This is a genomic window from Meridianimarinicoccus zhengii, from assembly GCF_003254465.1.
Taxonomy (GTDB): Bacteria; Pseudomonadota; Alphaproteobacteria; order Rhodobacterales; family Rhodobacteraceae; genus Meridianimarinicoccus; species Meridianimarinicoccus zhengii.
On record NZ_QDFI01000038.1, the window covers coordinates 18233 to 41204 of the forward strand.

20 protein-coding genes are annotated in these 22972 nt (G+C 66.2%); 5 read left to right on the plus strand and 15 right to left on the minus strand.

The genetic code is table 11. From position 1 onward, the window contains the following. Nucleotides 1–7: 7 nt before the first annotated feature. The 3 genes from pgl to DDE13_RS13045 form a co-directional block, all read right to left on the minus strand. Entirely contained in the window at nt 8–682 is a 675-nt protein-coding gene (gene pgl, locus DDE13_RS13035; protein WP_111404728.1) for a 6-phosphogluconolactonase, read from the minus strand. Beyond that, on the minus strand, nt 679–2133 hold the full coding sequence (gene zwf, locus DDE13_RS13040; RefSeq protein WP_111404729.1) for a glucose-6-phosphate dehydrogenase: 1455 nt from the start codon (nt 2131–2133) through the stop codon (nt 679–681). The genes pgl and zwf overlap by 4 nt, the downstream gene beginning before the upstream one ends. Before the next feature lie 373 nt (nt 2134–2506). Further along, nucleotides 2507–2818 carry an ETC complex I subunit gene (locus DDE13_RS13045; RefSeq protein ID WP_111404730.1) on the minus strand — a complete coding sequence of 104 codons (312 nt, stop codon included), beginning with the start codon at nt 2816–2818 and terminating at the stop codon, nt 2507–2509. A gap of 131 nt (nt 2819–2949) precedes the next feature. Between DDE13_RS13045 and uvrB the strand changes: the two genes are divergently transcribed. From uvrB to DDE13_RS13060, 3 genes are all read left to right on the plus strand, one after another. Next, the gene (uvrB, locus tag DDE13_RS13050) at nt 2950–5127 is read left to right on the plus strand and encodes an excinuclease ABC subunit UvrB (RefSeq protein ID WP_111404731.1); all 2178 of its coding nucleotides are present in this window, start codon (nt 2950–2952) and stop codon (nt 5125–5127) included. 192 nt (nt 5128–5319) lie between these two features. Beyond that, the gene (locus DDE13_RS13055; protein WP_111404732.1) at nt 5320–6465 is read left to right on the plus strand and encodes a hypothetical protein; all 1146 of its coding nucleotides are present in this window, start codon (nt 5320–5322) and stop codon (nt 6463–6465) included. Nucleotides 6466–6528: 63 nt separating this feature from the next. Further along, nucleotides 6529–6930, plus strand: coding sequence for an aegerolysin family protein (locus tag DDE13_RS13060; protein WP_111404733.1), 402 nt, complete (start codon nt 6529–6531; stop codon nt 6928–6930). Between the two features lie 186 nt (nt 6931–7116). Here DDE13_RS13060 and DDE13_RS13065 read toward each other — a convergent pair whose 3' ends face one another. From DDE13_RS13065 to DDE13_RS13110, 10 genes are all read right to left on the minus strand, one after another. After that, nucleotides 7117–9051, minus strand: a complete 1935-nt coding sequence (locus DDE13_RS13065; RefSeq protein ID WP_111404748.1) for a beta-galactosidase — start codon at nt 9049–9051, stop codon at nt 7117–7119. 5 nt (nt 9052–9056) lie between these two features. Next, a complete protein-coding gene (locus DDE13_RS13070; protein WP_111404734.1) occupies nt 9057–9920 on the minus strand; it encodes an SMP-30/gluconolactonase/LRE family protein in 864 nt (287 codons plus the stop codon). Further along, nucleotides 9917–10522: a 2-dehydro-3-deoxy-6-phosphogalactonate aldolase gene (locus tag DDE13_RS13075; RefSeq protein WP_111404735.1), complete on the minus strand. Its 606-nt coding sequence runs from the start codon at nt 10520–10522 to the stop codon at nt 9917–9919. Before DDE13_RS13075 ends, DDE13_RS13070 begins: the two co-directional genes overlap by 4 nt. A 115-nt stretch (nt 10523–10637) precedes the next feature. Further along, nucleotides 10638–11576: a 2-dehydro-3-deoxygalactonokinase gene (locus DDE13_RS13080; protein ID WP_111404736.1), complete on the minus strand. Its 939-nt coding sequence runs from the start codon at nt 11574–11576 to the stop codon at nt 10638–10640. Beyond that, a complete protein-coding gene (locus DDE13_RS13085; protein WP_111404737.1) occupies nt 11573–12337 on the minus strand; it encodes an SDR family NAD(P)-dependent oxidoreductase in 765 nt (254 codons plus the stop codon). The genes DDE13_RS13080 and DDE13_RS13085 overlap by 4 nt, the downstream gene beginning before the upstream one ends. Continuing rightward, the gene (locus DDE13_RS13090) at nt 12337–14043 is read right to left on the minus strand and encodes an IlvD/Edd family dehydratase (RefSeq protein WP_111404738.1); all 1707 of its coding nucleotides are present in this window, start codon (nt 14041–14043) and stop codon (nt 12337–12339) included. Before DDE13_RS13090 ends, DDE13_RS13085 begins: the two co-directional genes overlap by 1 nt. 20 nt (nt 14044–14063) lie before the next feature. Next, nucleotides 14064–15410: an alpha-glucosidase/alpha-galactosidase gene (gene melA / locus DDE13_RS13095; RefSeq protein WP_111404739.1), complete on the minus strand. Its 1347-nt coding sequence runs from the start codon at nt 15408–15410 to the stop codon at nt 14064–14066. Continuing rightward, entirely contained in the window at nt 15407–16255 is an 849-nt protein-coding gene (locus tag DDE13_RS13100) for a carbohydrate ABC transporter permease (protein WP_111404740.1), read from the minus strand. The genes melA and DDE13_RS13100 overlap by 4 nt, the downstream gene beginning before the upstream one ends. A gap of 44 nt (nt 16256–16299) precedes the next feature. Further along, the gene (locus tag DDE13_RS13105; RefSeq protein ID WP_111404741.1) at nt 16300–17208 is read right to left on the minus strand and encodes a carbohydrate ABC transporter permease; all 909 of its coding nucleotides are present in this window, start codon (nt 17206–17208) and stop codon (nt 16300–16302) included. Nucleotides 17209–17272: 64 nt separating this feature from the next. After that, complete coding sequence (locus DDE13_RS13110; protein WP_111404749.1) at nt 17273–18529, minus strand: ABC transporter substrate-binding protein; 1257 nt, start codon at nt 18527–18529, stop codon at nt 17273–17275. Nucleotides 18530–18665: 136 nt separating this feature from the next. On the opposite strand from DDE13_RS13110, the gene DDE13_RS13115 reads away from it, so the two are divergent. Both DDE13_RS13115 and DDE13_RS13120 read left to right on the plus strand, forming a co-directional pair. After that, entirely contained in the window at nt 18666–19457 is a 792-nt protein-coding gene (locus tag DDE13_RS13115) for an IclR family transcriptional regulator (protein WP_111404742.1), read from the plus strand. A 19-nt stretch (nt 19458–19476) separates the two neighbouring features. After that, a complete protein-coding gene (locus DDE13_RS13120) occupies nt 19477–20538 on the plus strand; it encodes an ABC transporter ATP-binding protein (RefSeq protein ID WP_111404743.1) in 1062 nt (353 codons plus the stop codon). 133 nt (nt 20539–20671) lie between these two features. Here the strand turns inward: DDE13_RS13120 and DDE13_RS13125 are convergent, their stop codons facing one another. Together DDE13_RS13125 and DDE13_RS13130 are read right to left on the minus strand one after the other, a co-directional pair. Further along, the gene (locus tag DDE13_RS13125) at nt 20672–21244 is read right to left on the minus strand and encodes a hypothetical protein (protein WP_235868692.1); all 573 of its coding nucleotides are present in this window, start codon (nt 21242–21244) and stop codon (nt 20672–20674) included. Then, the gene (locus DDE13_RS13130; RefSeq protein ID WP_162630994.1) at nt 21241–22875 is read right to left on the minus strand and encodes a glycerophosphodiester phosphodiesterase; all 1635 of its coding nucleotides are present in this window, start codon (nt 22873–22875) and stop codon (nt 21241–21243) included. Before DDE13_RS13130 ends, DDE13_RS13125 begins: the two co-directional genes overlap by 4 nt. Between the last annotated feature and the right edge of the window lie 97 nt (nt 22876–22972).

The window sequence follows — 22972 nt, forward strand, 5'->3', positions numbered from 1 at the left end:
GCTGCTGTCATTCGGCCCAATGGACGGTGGCCTGCCCCAGCACCAGCGAGATCGGGGCCTGTTCGGGGTCGTCTAGGTCGCGCGCCTTTTCCAGCGCGCGGCGTTTCTCTGCCCCGGTAATGACCACATGGGTGGTCATGGCGCCGCGCAGCACGGGGCCGGTGAGGGTCACGCGCTGTTCCGGCTGGCCGGGGGCCGTGACCGCCATCAACGGCGGCGCATCCGATGCCAGCGCAGCCTTCAGTTCCGCGGACCCTGGGAAAAGCGAGGCCGTATGCATGTCGGCCCCCATGCCGAGCACCAGCACCGACAGCGGCAGGAGCGGTCGCAACCTGTCCCCCACGGCATCGAGCGCGGCGTCGGGCTCCATCCCCTCGGTGTAGAGCCCGAGAAAATCCGCCGTCGCCGCATGACCGGTCAGCAACCGGTCGCGCACCAGCCGCGCATTAGACCGCTCCGAGGTCTCGGGCACCCAGCGCTCGTCGCCCAGCAGCACGGTCACCCGTTCCCAATCCAGACGCACCGCGGACAGCGTGTCGAAAAGCGGACCGGGCGTGGTGCCGCCGGGCACGGCGAAGCCCACCCGGTCGTTGCCCTGCAACGCCATGCGCAGGTCGCTCGCCAGCCGGTCGGCGAGATCCATCATCATGATCTCGCGGTCGGGATGTTCGATCAGGTTCATGCGCGCACCTCTCGCCAGCGTCGTCCATCCCGGTGCAGCAGCTCCAGCGCCGCCTCGGGGCCCGCGCTGCCGGAATCGTAGCGGGCGGGCTTCGTTTTTGCATCTTCCCAGCCCGCGATGATCGGATCGGTCCAAGCCCAGGCGGCCTCCACCTCGTCACCGCGCATGAACAGCGTCTGGTTGCCGCGGATCACGTCCATGATGAGCCGTTCATAGGCGTCCGGCACTTCCTCGGCATCCGGTCCCAGCGCCTCGGCGAACCGCAGGTCGAGCGGCACGTCCACAAGGCGCATGCCCCCCGGCCCCGGTTCCTTGATGGTCACGCGCAGGTCCATGCCTTCGTTCGGCTGAAGGCGGATCGTCAGTTCGTTCGCCGCCCCGCCCGCATCCGCGCCGAAGATCGAATGGGGCGGTTCGCGGAACCGCACGACGATTTCCGACATCCGCGCCCTCAGCCGCTTGCCGGTGCGCAGGTAGAACGGGGTGCCCTGCCAGCGCCAGTTGGCGATCCGCACCTTCATGGCCACGAAGCTTTCCGTGGTGCTGCGCGGGTCGCCCACATCGTCAAGATACCCCTGCCCGTCGCCGTTCGCGTCATACTGGCCGCGCACCACGTCGCCCGGCAGCACGGGATCCAGCGCGCGGATGACCTTCAGCTTCTCGTCGCGCACGCTGTCCGGCTCGAACCTTGCGGGCGGTTCCATGGCGATCAGGCACAGAAGCTGCATCAGGTGGTTCTGCACCATGTCCCGCATCGCGCCCGACTTGTCGTAGTATTCGCCACGCCCGCCGACGCCCACGGTTTCGGCCACGGTGATCTGCACATGATCGATGAACTGCGCGTTCCAGAGCGGTTCGAACAGGATGTTGCCGAAGCGCACGGCCATCAGGTTCTGGACCGTTTCCTTGCCCAGGTAATGGTCAATCCGGTAGATCTGGTCTTCATGAAAATACTGCGACAGCGTGGCGTTCAGCGCACGGGCCGAGGCAAGATCGCGCCCGAACGGCTTTTCCACCACGATCCGGCTGTCGTCATCGGCGAGCCCGCGGGTCTTGAGCCGTTCCGCGATATCCCCGAAAAGCGACGGTGCCACCGAGAAATAGAACGCCCGCACGACCCCGTCACGCAGCCGCGCGCGCAGGTCGTCCCAGCCGCCGTCGCCGCGCGCGTCCACGGGCACGTAGTCGATATGTTCAAGGAACCCGTCGATCACCGCGTCGCCTTCGCGGGCCTTGTCGCTGAATTCCAGCAACGCCGCCCGAACGTCGGCCCGATAGGCATCGGCGTCCATGTCTGACCGCGCCGCGCCGATCACACGGGCCGCCTCGGGCATCTGCCCCGCGGCATAGCGCCGGAACAGTCCCGGCAGGATCTTGCGCCGTGCAAGGTCGCCGGTTCCACCGAAGATCACGAGATCAAAGGTATCGACGGGGATGATGCGTGACACCATGGGATCACCTTCGTTTCAAGAGCGCGCCGCACGGATCACCACGGCAGGTGGCCCTTCCGGACGTGATAGCGCAAACATGTTCAACCGTGGCCGTGCTTACCAGAGTTTTCCCACGCGGCAAGCCTGCATCGGCGCGCACCCCTTCGAACGGCGCGGACTGGGACGATACTGCCGCATCGCGGCGTGTGCTGTCGGTCCTGATCGGTCATTCTGGCGGCTCCGCTTCGTGGCGGAGCATCGCCCGAAAACGGTGACAGGGCAATGACCGATGGCCGCGCGGCCGCCGGACCGGCGGACATGATCCACGGGCGGCCCTGCCAGTCATGCGTCCGTCAAGAACCGCACCTTGACGCGGCAGCGGTCCTTGCGGGTGTCAGTGGGTCCAGGCGCCCCGGCGCGTGGTCGCGAAATTCTCGCCATAGCCGCGCGGACGGATATTGGCGCGCCGGACCTTGGGTTCCTGCACGATGGCGTCGATCCCGTGTTCCTCGGCATAGCGCAAGGCGGCGTCCTTGGTGTCGAACCGCATCCGAACCTGGCTGTTCATGTCGGACGAACTGGTCCAACCCATCAGCGGATCGACGTCGCGGGGGCTTTCGGGCGCGAATTCCAGCACCCAGCGTTGGGTATTGGCGGTACCCGACTGCATGGCGGTCCGGGCGGGACGATAAATTCTGGCCTGCATCGCGTGATCTCCTTGCTGTGCATCCGGGTATCACAGGGGCACGGGCTGCGGAAAGCGACAAACCGCGCAGCGCGCTTGCCACTTGATCCCGTGCCCGGCAAAAGCATCTAGGTAGCGAAAGGACGTTTCCCATGGCGCTTACCGAACTCGACCACGCCCACCAGACCGCCCCGCCGCGCGAAAAGCTCGAAGGCGGGCGGCGGTTCGTGATGCAGACCGAATACAGCGCGGCGGGCGATCAGCCCACCGCCATCGCGGAACTGGCGCAGGGCGTGCTGGACGGTGAGCGCAACCAGGTGCTGCTGGGGGCCACGGGCACCGGCAAGACCTTCACCATGGCGCGGGTTATCGAAGAAACCCAGCGCCCGGCGATCATCCTCGCCCCGAACAAGACGCTGGCCGCACAGCTTTATGGCGAGTTCAAGTCCTTCTTTCCCGAGAACGCGGTAGAGTATTTCGTCAGCTATTACGACTACTACCAGCCCGAAGCGTATGTGCCCCGGTCGGACACCTATATCGAGAAGGAATCCCAGATCAACGAGCAGATCGACCGGATGCGCCACTCGGCCACAAGGGCGCTTCTGGAACGGGACGACGTGATCATCGTGGCGTCGGTGTCGTGCATCTACGGCATCGGGTCGGTGGAAACCTATTCGGCCATGACGCAGGACCTGCGCGTCGGGCACGACTATGACCAGCGCAAGCTGATGGCCGATCTGGTGGCGCAGCAATACCGCCGCAACGACGCGGCCTTCCAGCGGGGCAGTTTCCGGGTCCGCGGCGACGTGCTGGAGGTGTTTCCCGCCCACCTCGAAGACCGCGCGTGGCGGTTTTCCTTCTTCGGGGAAGAGCTGGAATCGATCACCGAATTCGATCCGCTGACCGGCGAGAAAACCGGCAGCTTCGACAAGATCCGCATCTACGCCAACAGCCACTACGTGACACCGCGCCCGACCATGCAGCAGGCGGTCGTCCAGATCAAACGCGAGTTGCGCCAACGGCTGGATCAGCTCGTGGCCGAGGGCAAACTGCTGGAAGCCCAGCGGCTGGAACAGCGCACCAATTTCGACATCGAGATGCTGGAGGCCACCGGCGTCTGCAACGGGATCGAGAACTATTCCCGCTACCTGACGGGCCGCGCACCGGGCGAACCGCCGCCGACCCTGTTCGAATTCATCCCCGACAACGCCATCGTCTTCGCCGACGAAAGCCACGTGTCGGTCCCGCAAATCGGCGGCATGTACAAGGGCGACTACCGGCGCAAGTTCACGCTGGCCGAGCACGGGTTCCGCCTGCCCTCCTGCATGGACAACCGCCCCCTGAAGTTCGAGGAATGGGACGCCATGCGCCCGCAATCGGTGTTCGTGTCCGCGACCCCCGCGGCGTGGGAAATCGAACAGGCGGGCGGCGTGTTCACCGAACAGGTGATCCGACCCACGGGCCTCGTGGACCCGCAGGTGGAAATCCGCCCCGTCAAGATGCAGGTGGACGACCTGCTCGACGAGATCCGCAAGACGGCCCAAGCCGGATATCGCGTGCTGGCGACCGTGCTGACCAAGCGCATGGCGGAGGATTTGACCGAATACCTGCACGAACAGGGCGTGCGCGTGCGCTACATGCACAGCGACATCGACACGATCGAACGGATCGAGATCCTGCGCGATCTGCGGCTCGGGGCCTTCGACGTGCTGGTGGGCATCAACCTGCTGCGCGAAGGGCTGGACATTCCCGAATGCGGGCTGGTGGCGATCCTCGATGCGGACAAGGAAGGGTTCCTGCGCTCGGAAACCTCACTCATCCAGACCATCGGCCGAGCCGCGCGCAACGCGGACGGGCGCGTCATCATGTATGCCGACCGCGTGACCGGGTCGATGGAACGCGCGATCGGCGAGACCGACCGCCGCCGCGCCAAGCAGATCGCCTATAACGAGGCGCACGGGATCACGCCCGAAACGATCCGCAAGAATATCGGCGACGTGATGGCAGGCGTCTACAAGGGCGACACCGACATGTCGCGCGTCACCGCCAAGGTGGACAAGCCCATGGTCGGCGCGAACCTGCAGGCGCATCTCGACGGGCTGCGCACGCAGATGCGCAAGGCCGCCGAGAACCTCGATTTCGAGGACGCCGCACGCCTGCGGGACGAGATCAAGCGGCTGGAAGCGGTGGAACTGGCCGTGGCCGACGACCCGCTGGCGCGCCAGCAGGCCGTGGAAAAGGCCGCGGAGGACGCGCAGGAACGGTCGGGTCGGTCCACCGCCGGCCGGCCGGGGCAGCGTGGCGGGGTCAAGCGGCGGGGGCGATCTTAGCGCTGCACTTGCCTGCATTTCACGAGTCGGCATAATTCTGAGCGATTTCTCAATTCAATCCTTGCGAATCAACCATTGGTAATTTTAGGCATGGATAAATAGCCTCGTGCGCAATGGCGGCTTTGTCGAGCTTTAGCTGACGCATAGGGTTGCTACTGTTAAGTTTCTCCATCAAGATGGGAGGCTTGGAAATTGGGCAGCAATGACGGTATCGGCACATTCGAGATGCCGTATGATCCATCTATTCGGGACGGACATGGCGTCTTCTTGCTGACGCAGGCGCTCGTCCCTGAAACGCCATTTGAGAGTGACATCGAAATCGTCGAGAAGAACCGTCAGCCGGGCCAGCTGAACTCTAAAATTCGGGTTTGCGAGACCAAGGACAGCTGGAAGGAAGTGCAGGAATTCGGCGCCAAAGGTGACGGGTCGAAGGATGGTGTAAAAGTCGGGGCCGGGTTCAACACGACTTTTGAACACGCAGTGACCGACACGAGCCTTTTGCTGGTGCAATGCGCCCACATGGCGACAGGGAGCGACAATTACGTCAGCAGCTCGGTCAAGCTTAGGCAGGAAGCCAAGGATCTGCTGCGAAAGGACCCCAAGGCATTCGTCGAGCGCTTCGGAACGCATTTTGTCGGTGGCCGCGTGCTGGGCGCGTATTTCTACGGAACGCTGGAAATCAAACTGCATGAAAAAAGCGCCAAGAAAGAAGCGGCCGCGAAGATCAGCGGAGAGATCAACGACGGTGGAAAGGGCGACACCCCTGGGGGATCGGGCGAAGCGAGTTACGGCTTTTCAAGCGAAACGTCGGCCATGATCCGGAGCGTCGACGGAGAACTAAGCACGAATGGCATCCTCCCAAAGAAGATGAACATCGACAATTATCAGACGATGAGGGGTGAGTACTCGCAATTCGCGCAGGAGGCCAGCAACAGCGGCGCGATAATCCGGTATGTCTGCTATCCATTCTCGATGCTGAAGGAGGTCTCCGAAATCCTGATCGAGAACGGGCAGACACTGACCTCGCCAATAGATTCCTCGCTGATCCAGAGCATCTGCGAAGAGGCCCGTGAAACCGAGCGCGCGCTCGCGGAAATCGGCGAGACGAAATTGGTCGCCGAACAGGTTACGGAACTCCACGAGATAAATACCAGATATCGCAACATGCTCATCGGGTCGAAGAACAGCTTTGGTCAACTGAACCCCCATGACCTGAGCAATGTATCCGAAGAAATCAGGAACAAGGTGGGCCTCGGCACGCGCGCCGAAACCTTCGCGAACGAAACGATCGCCGCATGGCGCGACGAGTTCCGCGCGGCATACAATGATATCATCTAGGGTGCTTCCCAGTTCCGGCAGTGAAACGCCCGGTGGCTGGTAGGATCAGAGTGAGGAAAGAAAATGACGGAAGTTTCGCCGCAGGCTGCGTATCAGCATCTTTACGTCGCAGCGAAGAACCACACGCCAAGACGGTTCGTGGAACAGGAAAGAAACGTCGAGCATGGCGTAGTAGAGCAAGTTCATCCGATCGAAAAGCGGAGCACGACGACAACTGTGTTCTTCGCGCGCGGCTCAAACAATGCTGTCGTCGGCGCTGTCGGCTCAATCCGGTTCGTGGACGCGGAAGACCATTCCACCGGTATGACGATCGAGTGGGCCGTTCCGTGGGGGAGCAAGAAATCGTCTTTCACCGTGACAGGCTTCGGCGACATCGATGTCGAGCCCAGAAGTCTTTCGGGAAAGGAAGTGACGCGCAAAGTGGTCGAAATCCGGATCACGGATCACAACGTTCCGAGTTCCTGACCGTCGGTCCGGTACAAGTGGCGGCGGCCCTTCCCGGGCGCAGCACGGTCGACCAAGTCGATCGCGCACCGTGCTGAGCTTCCACCACCGGGCGTCGCGACAGGAATCGGCCCGGTTGACCGGAACGACGGTCCATGATCGCGGGTCGTGCATCTGTCGCACGTCTTGAAAGGACCATACCGAAGCTCACGAGGGGGACTCGCGCAGAACGCCCGCCGCCGGAACCGCTCCGGCCGGGCCAACCACTTCCGCGCCCGTGTGGTTGAACCAGAACCGCGTGTCACCGGCGGAGCGACAGCGCAGACCCTCGGGTAGCTCGACCGTCCCGATCCCAGCACGCGCGCACAGATCGGCCACCAGCCGGTCGAGTGCCGCATCGTCGCCCCAGCCCGCCATGTAGGTCAGCCGCCCGGAGCGCACCGCGACGGGTGTGCCATCCATTGCCTGCAACACGGTGTCCGCAGCGCCCTCGATCTCCTCGCGGTAGCCGACCACGGCGCCGCCACCGTCCAGCGGTACGGGCAGATCGGCACGCATGGTTTCGACGCGCGCGACGGTCACGTTCAGGCCCGGCATGGCAGGCGGCAAGGGCACGGGGATGGTGAAATCGCCATCCCGTGCGCCGCTGCGCGGGCCCAGCCAGACCTCGGTGCCTGCATCCGCAGCGTTCGACAGCGCGTCCTTCAATGCATCAGGCATGTGCATCAGCCCCGGCGCAACGATCAGCGCACGGTCGCGCATGGCCGCGGCGCGCGGCGGCACGATATCGATATCGACCGCCGCGCGGCGCAACGCGCGGTAATGTTCGAACACCAGCTGGAAATAGGTCAGCCCCGCGCCGTGCGGCTGCACCTGCCACGCCCGGTCCGCGTCGTAGTCGAAGACCAGCGCGACCTGGGCACGCCCGATGGAGACATCGGGGGCATCCCGCAACTCCTCCGCCACCTGCCGCGCCTCGGCCAATCCCGGCGCGGGCGCGCTGTCGGGGCGCAACAGCCCCGCATGCATCTGTTCCTGCGCGAAAGGCGCCTGCCGCCAGCGGAAATAGCACACGGCCTCCGCCCCGTGGGCGAACGCCTCCCACGTCCAGAGCCGGACCATGCCGGGCAGCGGCGCGGGGTTAACAGGCGCCCAGTTTACCGGACCGGGCTGCTGTTCGATCACCCACCAGCGTGGCGGTCCGTCCCCGGGCGCACATTCCGCGACGGCGCGATAAAGGTCGTGGTGAAACGCCTGGAAATCCGGATCACCCTGCCGTGCATAGGCGCGTTGCCGTTCGGGCGTGGCACCCACCCGATCCTCGAGGAACCCGAGCGGATAGCTGTCCCATGTTGCGATATCGAGATCCGCGCCGACATCGTAATGGTCGAACGCGGTTTCGCGGCCCATGTAGTTGTGCAGGATCGGCGCGTCGGTGCGGGGGCGCAGCTCGTCCACCTGCGCGCGGTTGAACCGCACCACCATTTCCGACGCGAAGCGCCGGAAGGCGAGGGAATGCGCCGGGTTGGGTTCGGTCACGGTCAGGTTCGGCAGGTCGATCTGGTCGAATGCGGCGTACTCCATCGACCAGAACACGTTGCCCCACGCGGCGTTGAGCGTGTTGATCGTGCCATAGCGGTCCGCCAACCAGCGGCGGAAGGCATCCCGCGCCGCGGGCGACCACGACAGCACCGTGTCGTGGCAGCCGTATTCGTTGTCGGTCTGCCACGCGGCGATATGCGGGTTGCGGCCATAGCGGTCCGCCACGATCCGTGAAATCCGGCGGGCTTCCTCCAGATACCCGTCATGGGCAAAGCAGTAATGGCGGCGCGACCCGAACTTGCGCGGGTGCCCGTTCGCGTCGCAGGCCAGCATTTCCGGGTGCTTGTCCAGCATCCAGCGCGGCGGCGTGGCGGTAGGTGTGCCCAGCACGATGCGCAACCCAGCGCCTCCCAGAACATCGATGGCGCGGTCCAGCCAGCCCCAGTCGAACCGGCCCGGTTCCGGCTCCAGCCGCGACCATGCGAATTCGCCGATGCGCACCCATGTCAGGCCCGCCTCGACCATGCGGCGGGCATCCTCGGGCCAAAGGTCCTCGGGCCAGTGTTCGGGGTAGTAGCAGACCCCGAGACCGCGTTTCAGGCCGCTCACAGGATCACCCGATGTTCCGGTAGACCGGTCACGCCCGCATCGATGGCATAGGTCAGGCCCGCCGCCGGATCGTCGGCAATGCCCTCGGCGGCGGTCGTCACGAACAGCCGGTCAAGTTCCGCGCCCCCGAAGGCCGGGCAGGTCGGCTGCGCCGTGGGCAGGTCCCAGGTGGCGATCAGCGCGCCGCTGGTGTCGTAGCGCGCCACGCGCCCCCCGCCCCACTGCGCGTTCCACAGGCAGCCCGCAGCATCGACGACCGCGCCGTCCGGCCCCCAGCTTTCGCCGCGCGCATCCACGAAGGGCGCGCGGCCGCCCTCAGGCCAGCCCGACTCGGCGTCGAGCGGCTGGCGCCAGATGATGCCTTCGGCCGTATCGCACCAGTAGGCGCAGGACCGGTCGGGGGCGAAGCAGATCGCGTTGGGAATGGTGATGCCGCCCACGAGCATTTCCAGCTTGCCGCCGTGGAAGCGATAGATGGCACCCGCGCCGGGTTCCGCCTTGCGCCCCATGGTCCCGATCCAGAACCCGCCCCACGGATCGGCGCGCCCGTCATTGGATCGTGTCACCGGATTGTCGGCCTCCAGTGCCACCACCCGCGCCCGCGTCATGTCGCGCAGGTCCAGCCGGTCGAGCCCGGAAGCAGACGCCATCAGCAGCGTATCGCGGTCCACCCACCCCGCGGCGGACACGGTTTCGCCGAACGCGTGGCGGCGAGTTTCGCCGTCCGTGCGGGTCATCAGGGCACCCGCGTTGATGTCGAACCAGTAAAACTGGCCGCGCTCGGGGTGCCACAATGCCCCCTCGCCAAGACTGCACGGCGTGGCGTCGAACACGGTCGCGATGCTGTCGGTCATGGTCATCGAAAGGCCTCGTCAAACGCGGTGACGATGGAGCGGGCACGGCGCGTGACCGCGTCCACGTCCAGCCCCGGCTTGTAGAGCGCCGATCCCAGACCGAATCCCGCGATGCCCGCGGCACGCCATGCAGCGAAATCGTCGGGACCGACACCGCCCACGGCGAAGCACGGCAGGTGCGGCGGCAGCACGGCCTTCAGCGCCGTGAATCCGTCCAGCCCCATGAGCGATGCCGGGAACAGCTTCAGCCCGTCGGCCCCCGCGCGCCACGCGGCGAACGCCTCGGACGCGGTGAACACACCGGGATAGGACAGCAATCCGGCGGCCTTGGCGGCTTCGATCACCGGCGGGTGGCAATCCGGCGACACGACCATGCGCGCACCCATCCCCGCCAGCCGGGCGACCGCCCTGGTATCCAGCACCGTGCCCGCGCCGACGGTCGCGCGGTCGCCCACGGCTTCGAGCATGGCGGCGATACTGTCGTAAGGGTCGGGGGAGTTCAGCGGCACCTCGATCCGGTCGATACCTTCCGCGACCAATGCCAGCGCCACCGGCGCCGCCTCGGACGGGGTGATCCCGCGCAGGATGGCGATCAGGGGTCGGCTCATGGCATGGTCTCCGTTCATGTCGCGCGCGTGGAGCGGCGTGCAAGGCTTGGATGTCGGCCCGATCCGGCCACACCGGCGGGGGCATTTTCAGGTCGGTGCGGGGTCCGGTCGTCGCTCATGGGGTGCCCCCCGCGAAAGCCGCGCGCGCGGCGGCCAGCCCCTTCAGCACCATGTCGTCCCCTTCGACCAGCTTCACCGGCGCACCCTGCGCCGCGAGCGCAGATCGATAGGCCTGCGCGATCCGGCCCGAACCGATCACGCGCACATCCTGCCCCAGCCAATGCGGCCGCGCCCCGGCGAGTTCCAGACCGATGAGAAGTCCCGACAGGCGCGCGGTCGCGGCGGGCCCCGGCAGGTCGTGCAGCAGCCCCGCCGCCCGAAGCGAGAACAGCTCCGCCGCGAAGCCCGCAGGCCGGGACATCGCATCGCCCACCGCCGTCTCGAAGGCGGCATCGTCCCAGCCGTCCAGGTCAAGCCCGTGACGCAGCACGGAGGATTGCGACAGCAACGCGAAGATCTCGCCGGTCATGAAGGTGCGAAAACTGACGACCTCGCCCGCGCTGATATGGGCCCATTTCGTGTGGGTGCCGGGCAGGCACAGGACCCCGTCGAAGCCCGGGTCCCCGGCAAGGTAGCCCGCGATCTGCGTCTCTTCCCCGCGCATCACGTCCGCTGGCCGATCCTGCCGGATGCCCGGCAGGATATGCACGTCGAGCCGACGGTCGAGTGTGGCCACCCGCGTGGCCCGCTCGATCCCGGGCGGCGCGCAGGGGACGGCGGCATAGGGTGCCTCGGCCCAGCCCTGTCGCGACCCGAGCATCCCGCAGCAGATCACCGGCACGGTGCCATGCGCGGGCAGCGCATCGCCGACGAGGTCCAGCAGCGCTGGTTCGAACCCGTCCCGCGACAGCCCGCCCATGCCACGGTCGCCATGGCGCGCCGCGATCACCGTGCCGTCGGCAGCCATGACCCAAGCCCGGACTGCGGATGTGCCCCAGTCCACAGCGATCCAGTCCACGGGGTTGCGGTCGGCACCGCTCGCGGCCCCGGTCATCCTGTCACCACAACGCCGCCATCGACGACCATGGCCTGCCCGGTCATCATGCGGCTGGCATCGGACGCAAGGAACAGCGTGGCCTGCACGACGTCCACGGGCTTCAGGTGATCCTTCAGGCACTGCCGGTCCAGATGCGCGGCAAGGCTCGCCGCGTCCGCCCACATTTCCAACTGCTTGTCGGTTAGAACCCAGCCGGGTGCCAGCGCATTGACCCTGATACGGTCCGGGCCGAATTCCCGCGCCAGGCCCCGCGTCAGGCCGGTGATCCCCGCATTGGCCGCGACATAGGCAGGGTAGCCCGCATTGCCCATCATGTAGCTGACCGAGCTGAAATTCACGATCGCCCCGCCGCCCGCGGCGCGCATCCCGGCGATCACCGCCTGGCAGGCGAAGAAATACGCCTTGAGGTTGACTGCTTGCGACCGGTCCCAGAACTCCTCCGTGACCTCTTCCGTCCTGTGCCGCTGGTCGTTTGCGGCGTTGTTCACGAGCACGGTGACAGGCCCGTGGGCGTCCGCCGCCTGTGCCAGTGCCGCCTGCAAAGCGACCGTGTCGGTGATGTCACCCTGCACGAACAGCGGCCGGTTGCCGGTGCGCGCGGCCACGTCCTCGACATAGGCCGATGCGTCGGACCGCCCGATGAAGGCGACCCGCGCGCCCTGTTCAAGGAACCCTTCGGTCAGCGCCGCACCAATGCCGGAACCGCCGCCGGTGATGAAGACCGATGCGTCCTTCAGGTCGTGGAACGTGGCGGTCATCAGTGGCTCTCCCGCGTGACGGGGCGGGTATCCTTGCCCACCAGGAAATCGAGATCCGCGCCGCGGTCGGCCTGAAGCACGGTATCGACGTAGAGCTTCGCATAGCCCCGGTCGTAGCGTGGCGGATCGGGCTGCCACTTGGCGCGGCGGGCTGCGAGTTCCGCGTCGTCCACCAGCAGATCGAGCCGCCCCTCGGCCACGCTGACGCGCACCCGGTCGCCCGTCTGCACAAGTGCCAGCGGCCCGCCCGCCTGCGCCTCAGGGGCGACATGCAGGATCACCGTGCCGAAGGCCGTGCCCGACATGCGCGCGTCCGACACGCGGACCATGTCGCGCACGCCGTCCTTCACCAGCTTCGCGGGGATCGGCATGTTGCCCACCTCGGGCATGCCGGGATAACCCTTGGGCCCGCAGCCTTTCAGCACCAGCACCGTGTCGGGGGTGACGGGCAGGTCGTCGCGGTCGATATTGGCTTTCATGTCCTCGATATTCTCGAAGACATGGGCCGGACCTTCGTGTTCCAGCAGCCGGTCGGTCGCGGCCGAGGGCTTCACGATGGCCCCGTCTGGAGCGAGGTTGCCGCGCAGCACGCGCAGCCCGGCAGCGGGTTTCACGGGGTTCGACACCGGGCGGATCACGTCATCGTTCAGGATCTCCGCCCCTTCGGCATAGGCGGCGATATCGCCCCCCAGTACCGTGCGCGCAGGGCGCAGCCGGTCGCGCAGCTGCGCCAGCACGGCCGGAACGCCACCTGCATAGGCGAAATCCTCCATCAGGTACTTGCCCGACGGCATGCAGTTCACCAGCAGCGGCACGTCCGCCCCCGCCGCTATGTCGTCAAGGCTCAGGTCCACGCCGACGCGCCCCGCGATGGCCAGAAGATGCACCACGGCGTTGGTGGACCCGCCCACGGCCGCATTGGCGACGATGGCGTTCTCGAAGGCGGCCTTGGTCAGGATGTCGGAGGGCTTCAGATCCTCCTCCACCATTTCCACGATGCGCTTGCCGGTCAGATGCGCAAGCGCCATGCGCCGCGCATCCACCGCCGGAAGCGCGCCGTTGGTGGGCAGGCTGAGGCCCATCGCCTCCATCAGGCTGGACATGGTCGACGCCGTGCCCATGGTCATGCACACGCCCTTGGACCGGCTCATCCCCGATTCCGCCGCCATGAAATCCGCGAGCGTCATATCACCCGCGCGCACCGCTTCGGAAAACTTCCACACGTCGGTGCCCGACCCGATGTCGCGCCCGCGCCACTTGCCGTTCAGCATCGGCCCCGAACTGACCACGATGGACGGAAGGTCCACCGAACATGCCCCCATCACCTGCCCCGGCGTGGTCTTGTCGCAGCCGCCCAGCAGCACCACCCCGTCGATGCCGTAGGCGCGGATGGATTCCTCCACGTCCATCGCCAGCAGGTTGCGGAACAGCATCGCGGTCGGCTTCATCTGCGTCTCGCCCAACGAGGTCACGGGGAATTCCACCGGAAAGCCCCCCGCCTCCCACACGCCGCGCTTCACGCCTTCGGCCAGATCCCGCAGGCCGGAATTGCAGGGCGTCAGTTCCGACCACGTGTTGCAGATGCCGATGATGGGGCGACCATCGAAGACGTGGTCGGGAAAGCCCTGGTTCTTCATCCACGAGCGATGGATGAAGCCGTCGCGGTCCAGCTTGCCGTACCATGCGGCGGAGCGTCGTTTGGTCATGTCGGTCCTTCGTCTGTCTGTCAGGCGGCACGAGCGGTGCGCGCCCAGGCCGGGATCATGTCGCCATGGGCGGCCAGCAGGTCATCCACCAGCGCCCGGATCTGGCGCAGGTCCAGTTCGGCGGCGGTGTGCGGGTCGAGCATGGCAGCGTGGTAAAGGTGCGCTGGCGCTTCGTCCACCAGCGCGCGGACTACCAACTCCTGCACGTTGATCTGCGTGCGCATCAGCGCCACGAGTTGTGGCGGGATGTCGTCCACCACGGTGGGCTGGATGCCGTTGCCGTCCATGAGGCACGGCGTTTCCACCGCGGCGCCAAGGGGAAGTTGCGGCGCCTGCCCGCGGTTGGGCAGGTTGCCATAGATGGTGAAGGGCCGGTCGGCGACCACTGCGGCCATCAGGTCGGCGGCGAATTCGTGGCTGCGCGGGTGGTCGATCCGGTCGGCAGCCCGGAACGCCTCGGCCTGCGCCTGCCAGTCGGAGATCTGCTCGACGCAGCGCTGCGGGTATTCGTCGAGCGGGATGCGGAACTTCTCGATCAGGTCGGGGCGGCCCTTCTTGATGAACCACGGCACGTATTCCGCCAGGTGTTCCGAACTTTCGGTGCAGAAATACCCCAGGTGGTCCATCACTTCGTACCGGACATGGTTCGGGCATCGTGGCATCAGCAGCGGCGGCTTCGGCAGGCGCCCGGCGGCATAGCCGTCGCGCAGGCGGGGATAAAGATCCGTGCCCCCATGTGTCAGGTCCAGAAAGAACGCCACGTGGTTCACGCCCGCAACGCGGTAGCGGATCTCGTCCGTGGGCAGATCGAGGTCATGGGCCAGTTCCGCGACGGTGTTCTGCACCGAATGGCACAGCCCCACATGCCGCAGGCGCGGGAAGCGTTCGGCCAGCGCCCATGTGTTGATCGCCATCGGGTTGACGTATTGCAGCATCAGCGCGTCGGGGCACAGCTCCGCCATGTCCGCCGCCACGGCCCACAGATGCGGCACGGTGCGCAGGCCGCGCATGATGCCGCCCACGCCCAGCGTGTCGCCGATGGTCTGGCGCAAGCCGTGCGCTTTCGGCACATCAAAGTCGATCACGGTGGACGGCCGGTAGCCGCCGACCTGAAACGCGGTCACGACGAAATCCGCCCCGTCGAGCGCCGCGCGCCGGTCCTGCGTCGCCTCCACGGTCGCGGGGGCGCCCATGCTGTCGATCAGCTTGCGCGCGACCATGGCCGACTGCTCCAGCCGCGCCGTGTCGATGTCCATCAGCGCGAATGTGGCCCCGCGCAGCGCGTCCACGTGCAGGCAGTCGCCCACGATGTTCTTCATGAAGATGGTGCTGCCCGCACCGATAAAGGCGATCCGGGGTGGGGTCATTTCACGGCTCCCAGTGTCAATCCGGCGATGAAGTGGCGCTGCATCAGGAAGAACATCGCCACCGGCGGCAGGGCGGCGACGATGCTGCCCGCGCTCATCAGGTGATAGGCCGCGCGATACTGCGCATTGAAGCTGGTGATGCCCGCCGTCACGGGCTGGCTTTCGGCGCCCTGCGTCAGCACGACGGCCCAGAAATAGTCGTTCCAGATGAAGGTGAAGATCAGCACCGACAGCGCTGCGATGGCGGGCTTCATCAGCGGCAGCACGACGAACCAGAAAATCCGCCACTCGGCCACGCCTTCGACGCGCGCGGCCTCGATCAGCTCGAACGGGAGCGCGCGGATGAAGTTGCGCATGAAGAGCGTGCAGAATCCGGTCTGGAACGCGACGTGGAACAGCACCAGCCCCAGCTTGGTGTTGTAAAGCCCCATGTTCAGCGTCAGGTCACGCACCGGCACCATGAGGATCTGGAAGGGCACGAAATTGCCCGCCACGAACATGAAGAAGATCCACAGGTTGCCGCGGAACTTGTAGACCCCCAGCGCGAAGCCCGTCATGCACGACAGCGCCACCGCGCCGATCACCGTGGGCACCGTGATCAGGACCGAATTCATGAGGTAACGCGGCATGTCCGACTCGAAAAAGACCTTGCCGTAATTCTCGGCCCCCGCGAAGGTCGAAGGCATTCCCCAGTAGTTGCCCGAAGAGAAATCCACGTCGGGCTTGATGGAAAACACCGCGACCGCGATCAGGGGGGCCAGCCACAGGATCAGCGCCAGCGGCAGCATCGCGCAATAGGTGGCCTGGGCGGCGGCGGACTGGCTCTGGATCGGTCTGGGAAACATCGCTCAGCCCTCTCGCGCCGGATGCAGGTCGCGGAACATGGCGCTCACCGTCCCCGCTCCTGCCGCCACATGGTCCAGAGGAAATAGCCGATGAACACCAGCATGATGAGGAAGAGCACCACCGCGATGGCGGCCCCGTATCCCATACGGAACCCGTATTCCGACAGCGCCTTTTCGAACATGTAGAAGCTCAGCACCCGGGTCGATCCGAACGGCCCGCCATTGGTCATGATCGAGATCAGGTCGAAGCTGCGCAGCGCGCCGATAATCGTCACCACGAAGGCGATGAAGGTCGCCGGGCGCAATTGCGGCACGATCACGTACCACAGCATGCGCCAGCCCTTGGCGCCGTCCAGCCGCGCCGCCTCCACCTGTTCGGGGTCCACGGCGTTCAGCCCGGTCAGGTACAGGATCATGCAATAGGCGATCTGCGGCCACAGCCCCGCGGCGATGATCCCATAGGTCGCAAGCGTCGGGTCGCCCAGCACGTTAATCGGCCCGGCGCCGACCCAGCCCAGCATGGTGTTCAACAGCCCGAAGGTCGGATCGTAGAACCACGTGAACACCAGCCCCACGACCACCTGGCTGATGACGAAGGGAAAGAAGAACAGAGACTTGTAGATGCGGATGCCAGCCACGGTCTGGTTCAGGAACAGGGCGATGAACAGCCCCGCCGGGATCGCCAGCAGATACAGGACCAGCCATTTGAGGTTGTTCCACATCGACACCTCGAATGCACGGTCGGTCATCAGTTCGCGGTAGTTCCCGAAGCCCACGAACTCCGCCGCGCCGAGCCCGTCCCAGCGATAGAACGACAGGTTGAAGCTCTGGAAGATCGGGAAGACGACGTAGAACAGGAAGAACAGCACACCGGGGGCGAGGAACAGCCAAGGCGCCAGCGCCTGCCCGTTCAGGCGACGCGCGGCGATGGATGGCGGGGCCGTGTCGGTCATGGCGATGCTCCCATGGTGCGGCTGGCCGTGACGGGCGGGGGGGTGCCCCCCGCCCGCCGCGCGGTCAGTAGATGCGCTGGCGGGCCTGTTCGAGGCGGGCGAGGATGTCGTCGAGATTGTCGGGGAACACCATGAATTCCTGGAACCCTTCCATCGCCATCGCCGCCATCTCGGCGGGTGCGTCCCGGTCGAAGAACTGCGCGACCCCGCCGGGGCTGTTCGACGACAGCATCGCGAAACCCTGCTCCAGCATCTCGTCGTCATCGACGGACGAGGACGCGTTCACCGGCAACTGCCCCAGCGCATCACCGGCATTGATGGCGGTCTGAACATCCGCGGACACGACGTAGCGCAGGAAGGCACGCGCCGCTTCCTTGTTGTCCGCCCCGCTGGGAATGTGAAACGTGTCCGTCGGCGCATCTTCGGCCAATTCGACGTCCGGGTCGATCACCGGGAACTGGTAGAAATCCAGTTGGTCGTCGCCCAGCCCGGCCTCGCGCATCGGGGCCACGGCGAAGTTGCCCATCAGATAGGCCGCGGCGTCGCCGTTGATCATGAAGGGCAGCGCCTCCTGCCACGAATACGACTGGTGGTTGTCGATGAACGCGCCCATGTCGATCAGTTCGCGCCAGTTGGCGAAGGTCGCGCGCACGCGGTCATCCGTCCATGGAACCTCACCGTTGGTCAGGGCCATGTGGAAGTCGTAACCATGGGTGCGCATGTTCAGGTAGTCGAACCAGCCGCCCGCGGTCCACAGGAACTTGGTGCCGATCGTGAAGCACTTTCGGCCCGAGTCGAGGATCGCCTGGCAGTTGGACTTGAACGCCTCCCAGTCCTGCGGCTCCGAGAGGCCCAGTTCGTTGTAGACATCCTCGCGGTAATACACGCCCCACTGGTAGTAGGTGTAGGGAACACCCCACTGCTTGCCGTCGAGCGTCAGGGCGCCCTTGGTGGAGGCGAGATTCTCGGCGATCTCCGGTTCCGCCCACAGGTCCGACACGTCCTCGAACAACCCTGCATCGACATAGGGGCGCATCCGGTTTGCCGCGTACCAGTTCGCCACGTCCGGCGGGTTCGCGGTCAGGAAATTGCGGATCTGCGTCTTGTAGGCCTCGCGGTCGATGACCGTGAGTTCGACATCGAGATCGGGATGCAGGGCGTCGAAATCCGACGCCAGCTTTTCCATGACGGCGCGCGGCGCCGGATTGGACATGTCCGAAAAAATGGTCAGCGTGCCCGACAGGTCTTGGGCAACTGCGGGGGCAACTGCGGGCGCGGCAAGGCCGACCGCCACGGCCAGCGCCGAGGTGAAGGTCTTCATCGTGGTCTCCTCCCTGATCGTGGATTCCATGTTCCACATAATGAAACCTGTTTCCAACTATTGAAACTATGGGCGATTCCCCGTATGCCTGTCAACAGGGGCGCGCAGGTAATGACCGGCGCGGGAGGATGGGCGCATGACGGCACAGGACAGGCCGGATCGAAGGGCGGATGGCACGGTGGGCAAGGCGCTTGCCGTGATGGACATGGTCGCGGGCTTCAACCGACCCGTGCGGTTTGCCGAACTTCTGGCACGGTCGGACCAGCCCAAGGCGACGCTCTATCGGCTTCTCCAGACGCTCGTGAACCAGCGCATGCTGGCCTATGACGCGGGCGCGCAGACCTATGCGCCGGGACTGCGGCTGGTGCGTCTCGCGCACGCGGCGTGGCGGCAAAGCTCGCTCGCGCCGGTCGCTCGCATGTTTCTTGACCGGCTGTCGGCAGAGGTGGGCGAAACCGTCCATCTCGCGCAACTCGACGAGGGACAGGTCCTTTACGTTGACAAGCGTAACGCGCGCCACCCCGTCGCCATGTTCTCCGAGGCGGGCAAGGTCGGTCCGGGTTATTGCACGGGCGTCGGCAAGGCGATGCTGGCCTTCCTGCCCGATGCAGAGCGTGCGGAATGCATCGCCATGCAATCCTTCTACCGGCACACCCCCGCGACCCTGACGGACGCTGCCGCGCTGCGTGCGGAACTGGATGCGATCCGCGCCGACGGCATCGCCTTTGACCGGGAGGAACATGAACCCGGCATCATCTGCATCGCGGCCCCGATCCTGGGCGCGCAGGGGCGTGTGCTGGGCGCGCTGTCGATCACGACCACCACCCGGCGCAACAGTCTTGGCGATCTTGCCGCCCTGCGGCCCGCCCTGCAGGACACGGCCAACCGCATCGCCGAGGCGGCCGAGACATGGCAATTCCCCGAGTGAACCAGGAAGGACCGGGCCAATGACAGGCGTGACGCTTTCGAAGGCTGTGAAGAAATACGGCGACGCGCAGGTGCTGCACGACATCGACCTGACCGTCGAAGACGGGGAATTCTGCGTTTTCGTGGGTCCGTCCGGCTGCGGCAAGTCCACGCTGTTGCGGATGATCGCCGGGCTGGAGGAGACAACGACCGGCAGCATCCATATCGGCGGTCGCGATGTCACCCGGATCGAGGCCGCCGCGCGCGGCGTGGCGATGGTGTTCCAGACCTACGCGCTTTATCCGCACATGACCGTGGCCGAGAACATGGGCTTCGGCTTGAAGATGACCGGCCACCCGAAATCCGAAATCACCGCCAAGGTGGCGGAGGCCGCGCGCATCCTGAAGCTGGAACCGCTCCTCACGCGCAAGCCCAAGGCGCTTTCGGGCGGGCAGCGCCAGCGCGTTGCCATCGGGCGCGCCATCGTGCGCGGGCCGGACGTGTTCCTGTTCGACGAACCGCTATCGAATCTCGATGCGGAACTGCGCGTGGACATGCGGGTGGAGATCGCGCGCCTGCACAAGGAAATCGGCGCGACGATGATCTATGTCACCCACGACCAGGTGGAGGCGATGACGCTGGCCGACAAGATCGTCGTGCTGCGCGCGGGTCGGGTCGAACAGGTCGGCGCGCCGATGGATCTTTACAACGACCCGGACAACCGCTTCGTCGCCGGGTTCATCGGGTCGCCGTCGATGAATTTCGTGCAGGGTGTCGTGGCCGGCGGCGGCGTTCGCCTGCCGATGCTGGGCGACCGCGTCGTGCCGACCCCGGTGGCACTGCCCGCAGATGGCGCGCACGTGCTGGTGGGACTGCGCCCGCAGGTGCTGCGCCTGTCGGCTGGGTCGTCGCCGATCCGGCTCGACCTGCGCGAGCGGCTCGGCGGGGTGTCGTATGTCCATCTCGTGTTGCCCGACGGCGGCAAGATGATCGTCGAAACACGGGGGGACACGGACTTGCCCGAAGACTCGGCGGTCGTGGTCGATTTCGACCCCGGCGACGCGCTGTTCTTCGACGGGCAGACCGAACGCCGGCTGCGCTGAACCCGGCGCCGAATCCCGCTCGTGCCGGGTCACATGGCTGGCCGTCGCCCCTCTGGCACCGCCATGACACGGCGCCACAGCGGACGGATGGCGCGTGGCAGCGCGCCGCCGCATCGGGCGCGGTCGCTGACCGTCACTCCGACAAGACGAAGCAACCCGGATAGCCATAGCCCCAGCGCCAGGGCAGTCCGGAACAGGGCGCACCGCCGAAACGGACCGCGTTGAACATCGCGTCGCTGACCGCCCCATAGGCCAGTCGCACCTGCGCTTCGGTGACGCCGTAGTAATCGGCAAGCGCCCCGGCGCGCATGTTGCCCGCGGCAACGACGCATCGGCGCAAGTCCTCGTCCGCCGCAAGGCGGGCATCGTGACTTTGGGCGGCTTCGGTCGCGCCCCCGGCATCGTGATAACGCCGGTCATGGTCGATGCAGCAATCCTCCCACGGGGGGCGGCCGTCATGGGCCGCGGCGAACTCGGGAAACAGGTTCGCGGCCACGTCCCATGCCGCCGAAAGCCCGCCGCTGCACCCGTCCGTGGTGAAGGGCGCAAGCGTGGTGTCCGGGTCGACGATGACCGCCAAAAGGGCTTCGTGAAACGGCATCTCCAGCGTGCGGCGCAGCGCGGTCAGCGCGCCGTCCCCTGTGTCCGCGGCGGAGGCACCCGCAGCGTGCAGCACCGCCAGAACCGCCCACGCGCCTGCCCTCACGGGCGTTGCTCCGGCTGTGGCCCAAGATCGAAGGTGGTGCCGATCCGGTTGCCGAGTGCCAGCAGAAGGCGGCTCGCCGTGGGCAGCGATCGGTATTCGCCGATGACGGCGCGGGCGCGTGCAGGATGGTCCGTGATGAGCCCGTCCACCCCGAGCGCGATCATCCGCGACATCATGGCCGGATCGTTCACCGTCCAGACGTACACGTCCTTGCCCGCGGCGTCGGCCCGCGCCACAAGTCGCGTGGACACCTGGTGCGTGCTCACGGCCAGGAAATCGCCCTCCAGCCCCGCAAGATCCCCTACCGCGGTCGCAGCCAGCACGCCGGTCCGCCAGTCCGGGCGCAGCGTCCGCATCTTCTGCACGGCGGGGTATTTCAGCGACATGGTGGCGATCCGGTCGACCATGCCCGCCTCTTCCACAAGCGCGATCACACGGTTCTCGAGATCATCGTCGTGGCCGTAGTACTTCAATTCGATCAGCACCTTCGCCTGGCCGTCGGCAGCCGCCAGCACGTCGCGCAACAGGGGCGTGCGTTCCGCGGCATATGCAGGGTCGAACCAGCTTCCGATGTCGATACCGGCAAGATCGGCCAGCGTGGCATCCCAGACCTTGGTGGGCACACCCGCAGATTTCATGAAATCGCTGTCATGGGCCACGATCACGGCACCGTCCGCCGTTTCCTGAACGTCGATCTCGATCCAGTCGGCACCGTCATCGATTGCCTTGACGACCGCGGCCATGGTGTTTTCCGGCCGTGTGCCCGCGGCGCCGCGATGGGCGATCACCGCGACATCCGTCTCGGCATCGATGGCCTGAAGCAGGACACCCCCCGATGCCACGGAAGCGACCGACAGAAGTGCCACGATGGCGATCGCCACATGCGCCGGGGCAATCCGATACCTTCCCGCACCACGCGCAGCGCCCTGCGGCAGCGCCGCAGGGCGTCGGCCCGCAAGCGCGCGGTCGAACTGGCGGTTTAGCAGATCGGCCAGCGTGCCATTGGCCAAGGCGTTCACGACGGCGTTCGCCAGCGCCCACGCACCGCCCAGCAGGACGACGCCGACGGCCAGCGGATGCAACCGTTCGCCGAACAGCCCCGGCATTTCCGCCGCGATCATCCCCGCGACCGACCCGACGACCGCCGCAAGTGCCATCCGCAGCAGGAACCACCACGCAAGCGCGCCGACGAGCCCGCGTCGGTGGCCCTTCATCGCCGCGTCGCTCCGGTCGAACGCCATGCGGACCGGGAGCCCGTCGAGAACCGTGTAATGCAGTGCGAGCGCCCAGCCGCTCAATCGCGCGACAAGCCGTGCGCCCATGACTAGCGCGACGCACCCGATCAGGACCGCCCCGGCCACGAAGGCAGGCGGACGCGCGGCAAGGTAATAGTTGATGTCGAAATCGCGCAGCAGACCCCACGCGATCAGCGCCGCCACGGCGACGAACGGCGCCACCAGAATCAGCACGCGCACCAGCAAGGTAACGGCGAAATGCAGCAGCCGCGGCAGGGCGCCCAACGTGAAGTCCGCGGCAGATCGCAGCGACGACAGCACGCGGTGCCGGTCCTGATGCAGGAATGCCGTCATCACCGTCACGTCGAGCACCATCGCGACGATGCCGAAAGACACGATCGTCAGCCCGCCAAGCACCCCGGCAGGCGTCAGAAGGACCCAATGTTCGTTTCGGGGTGGCCCGTCTCCGTCGTGTTATGCCGGGGATTGCCCG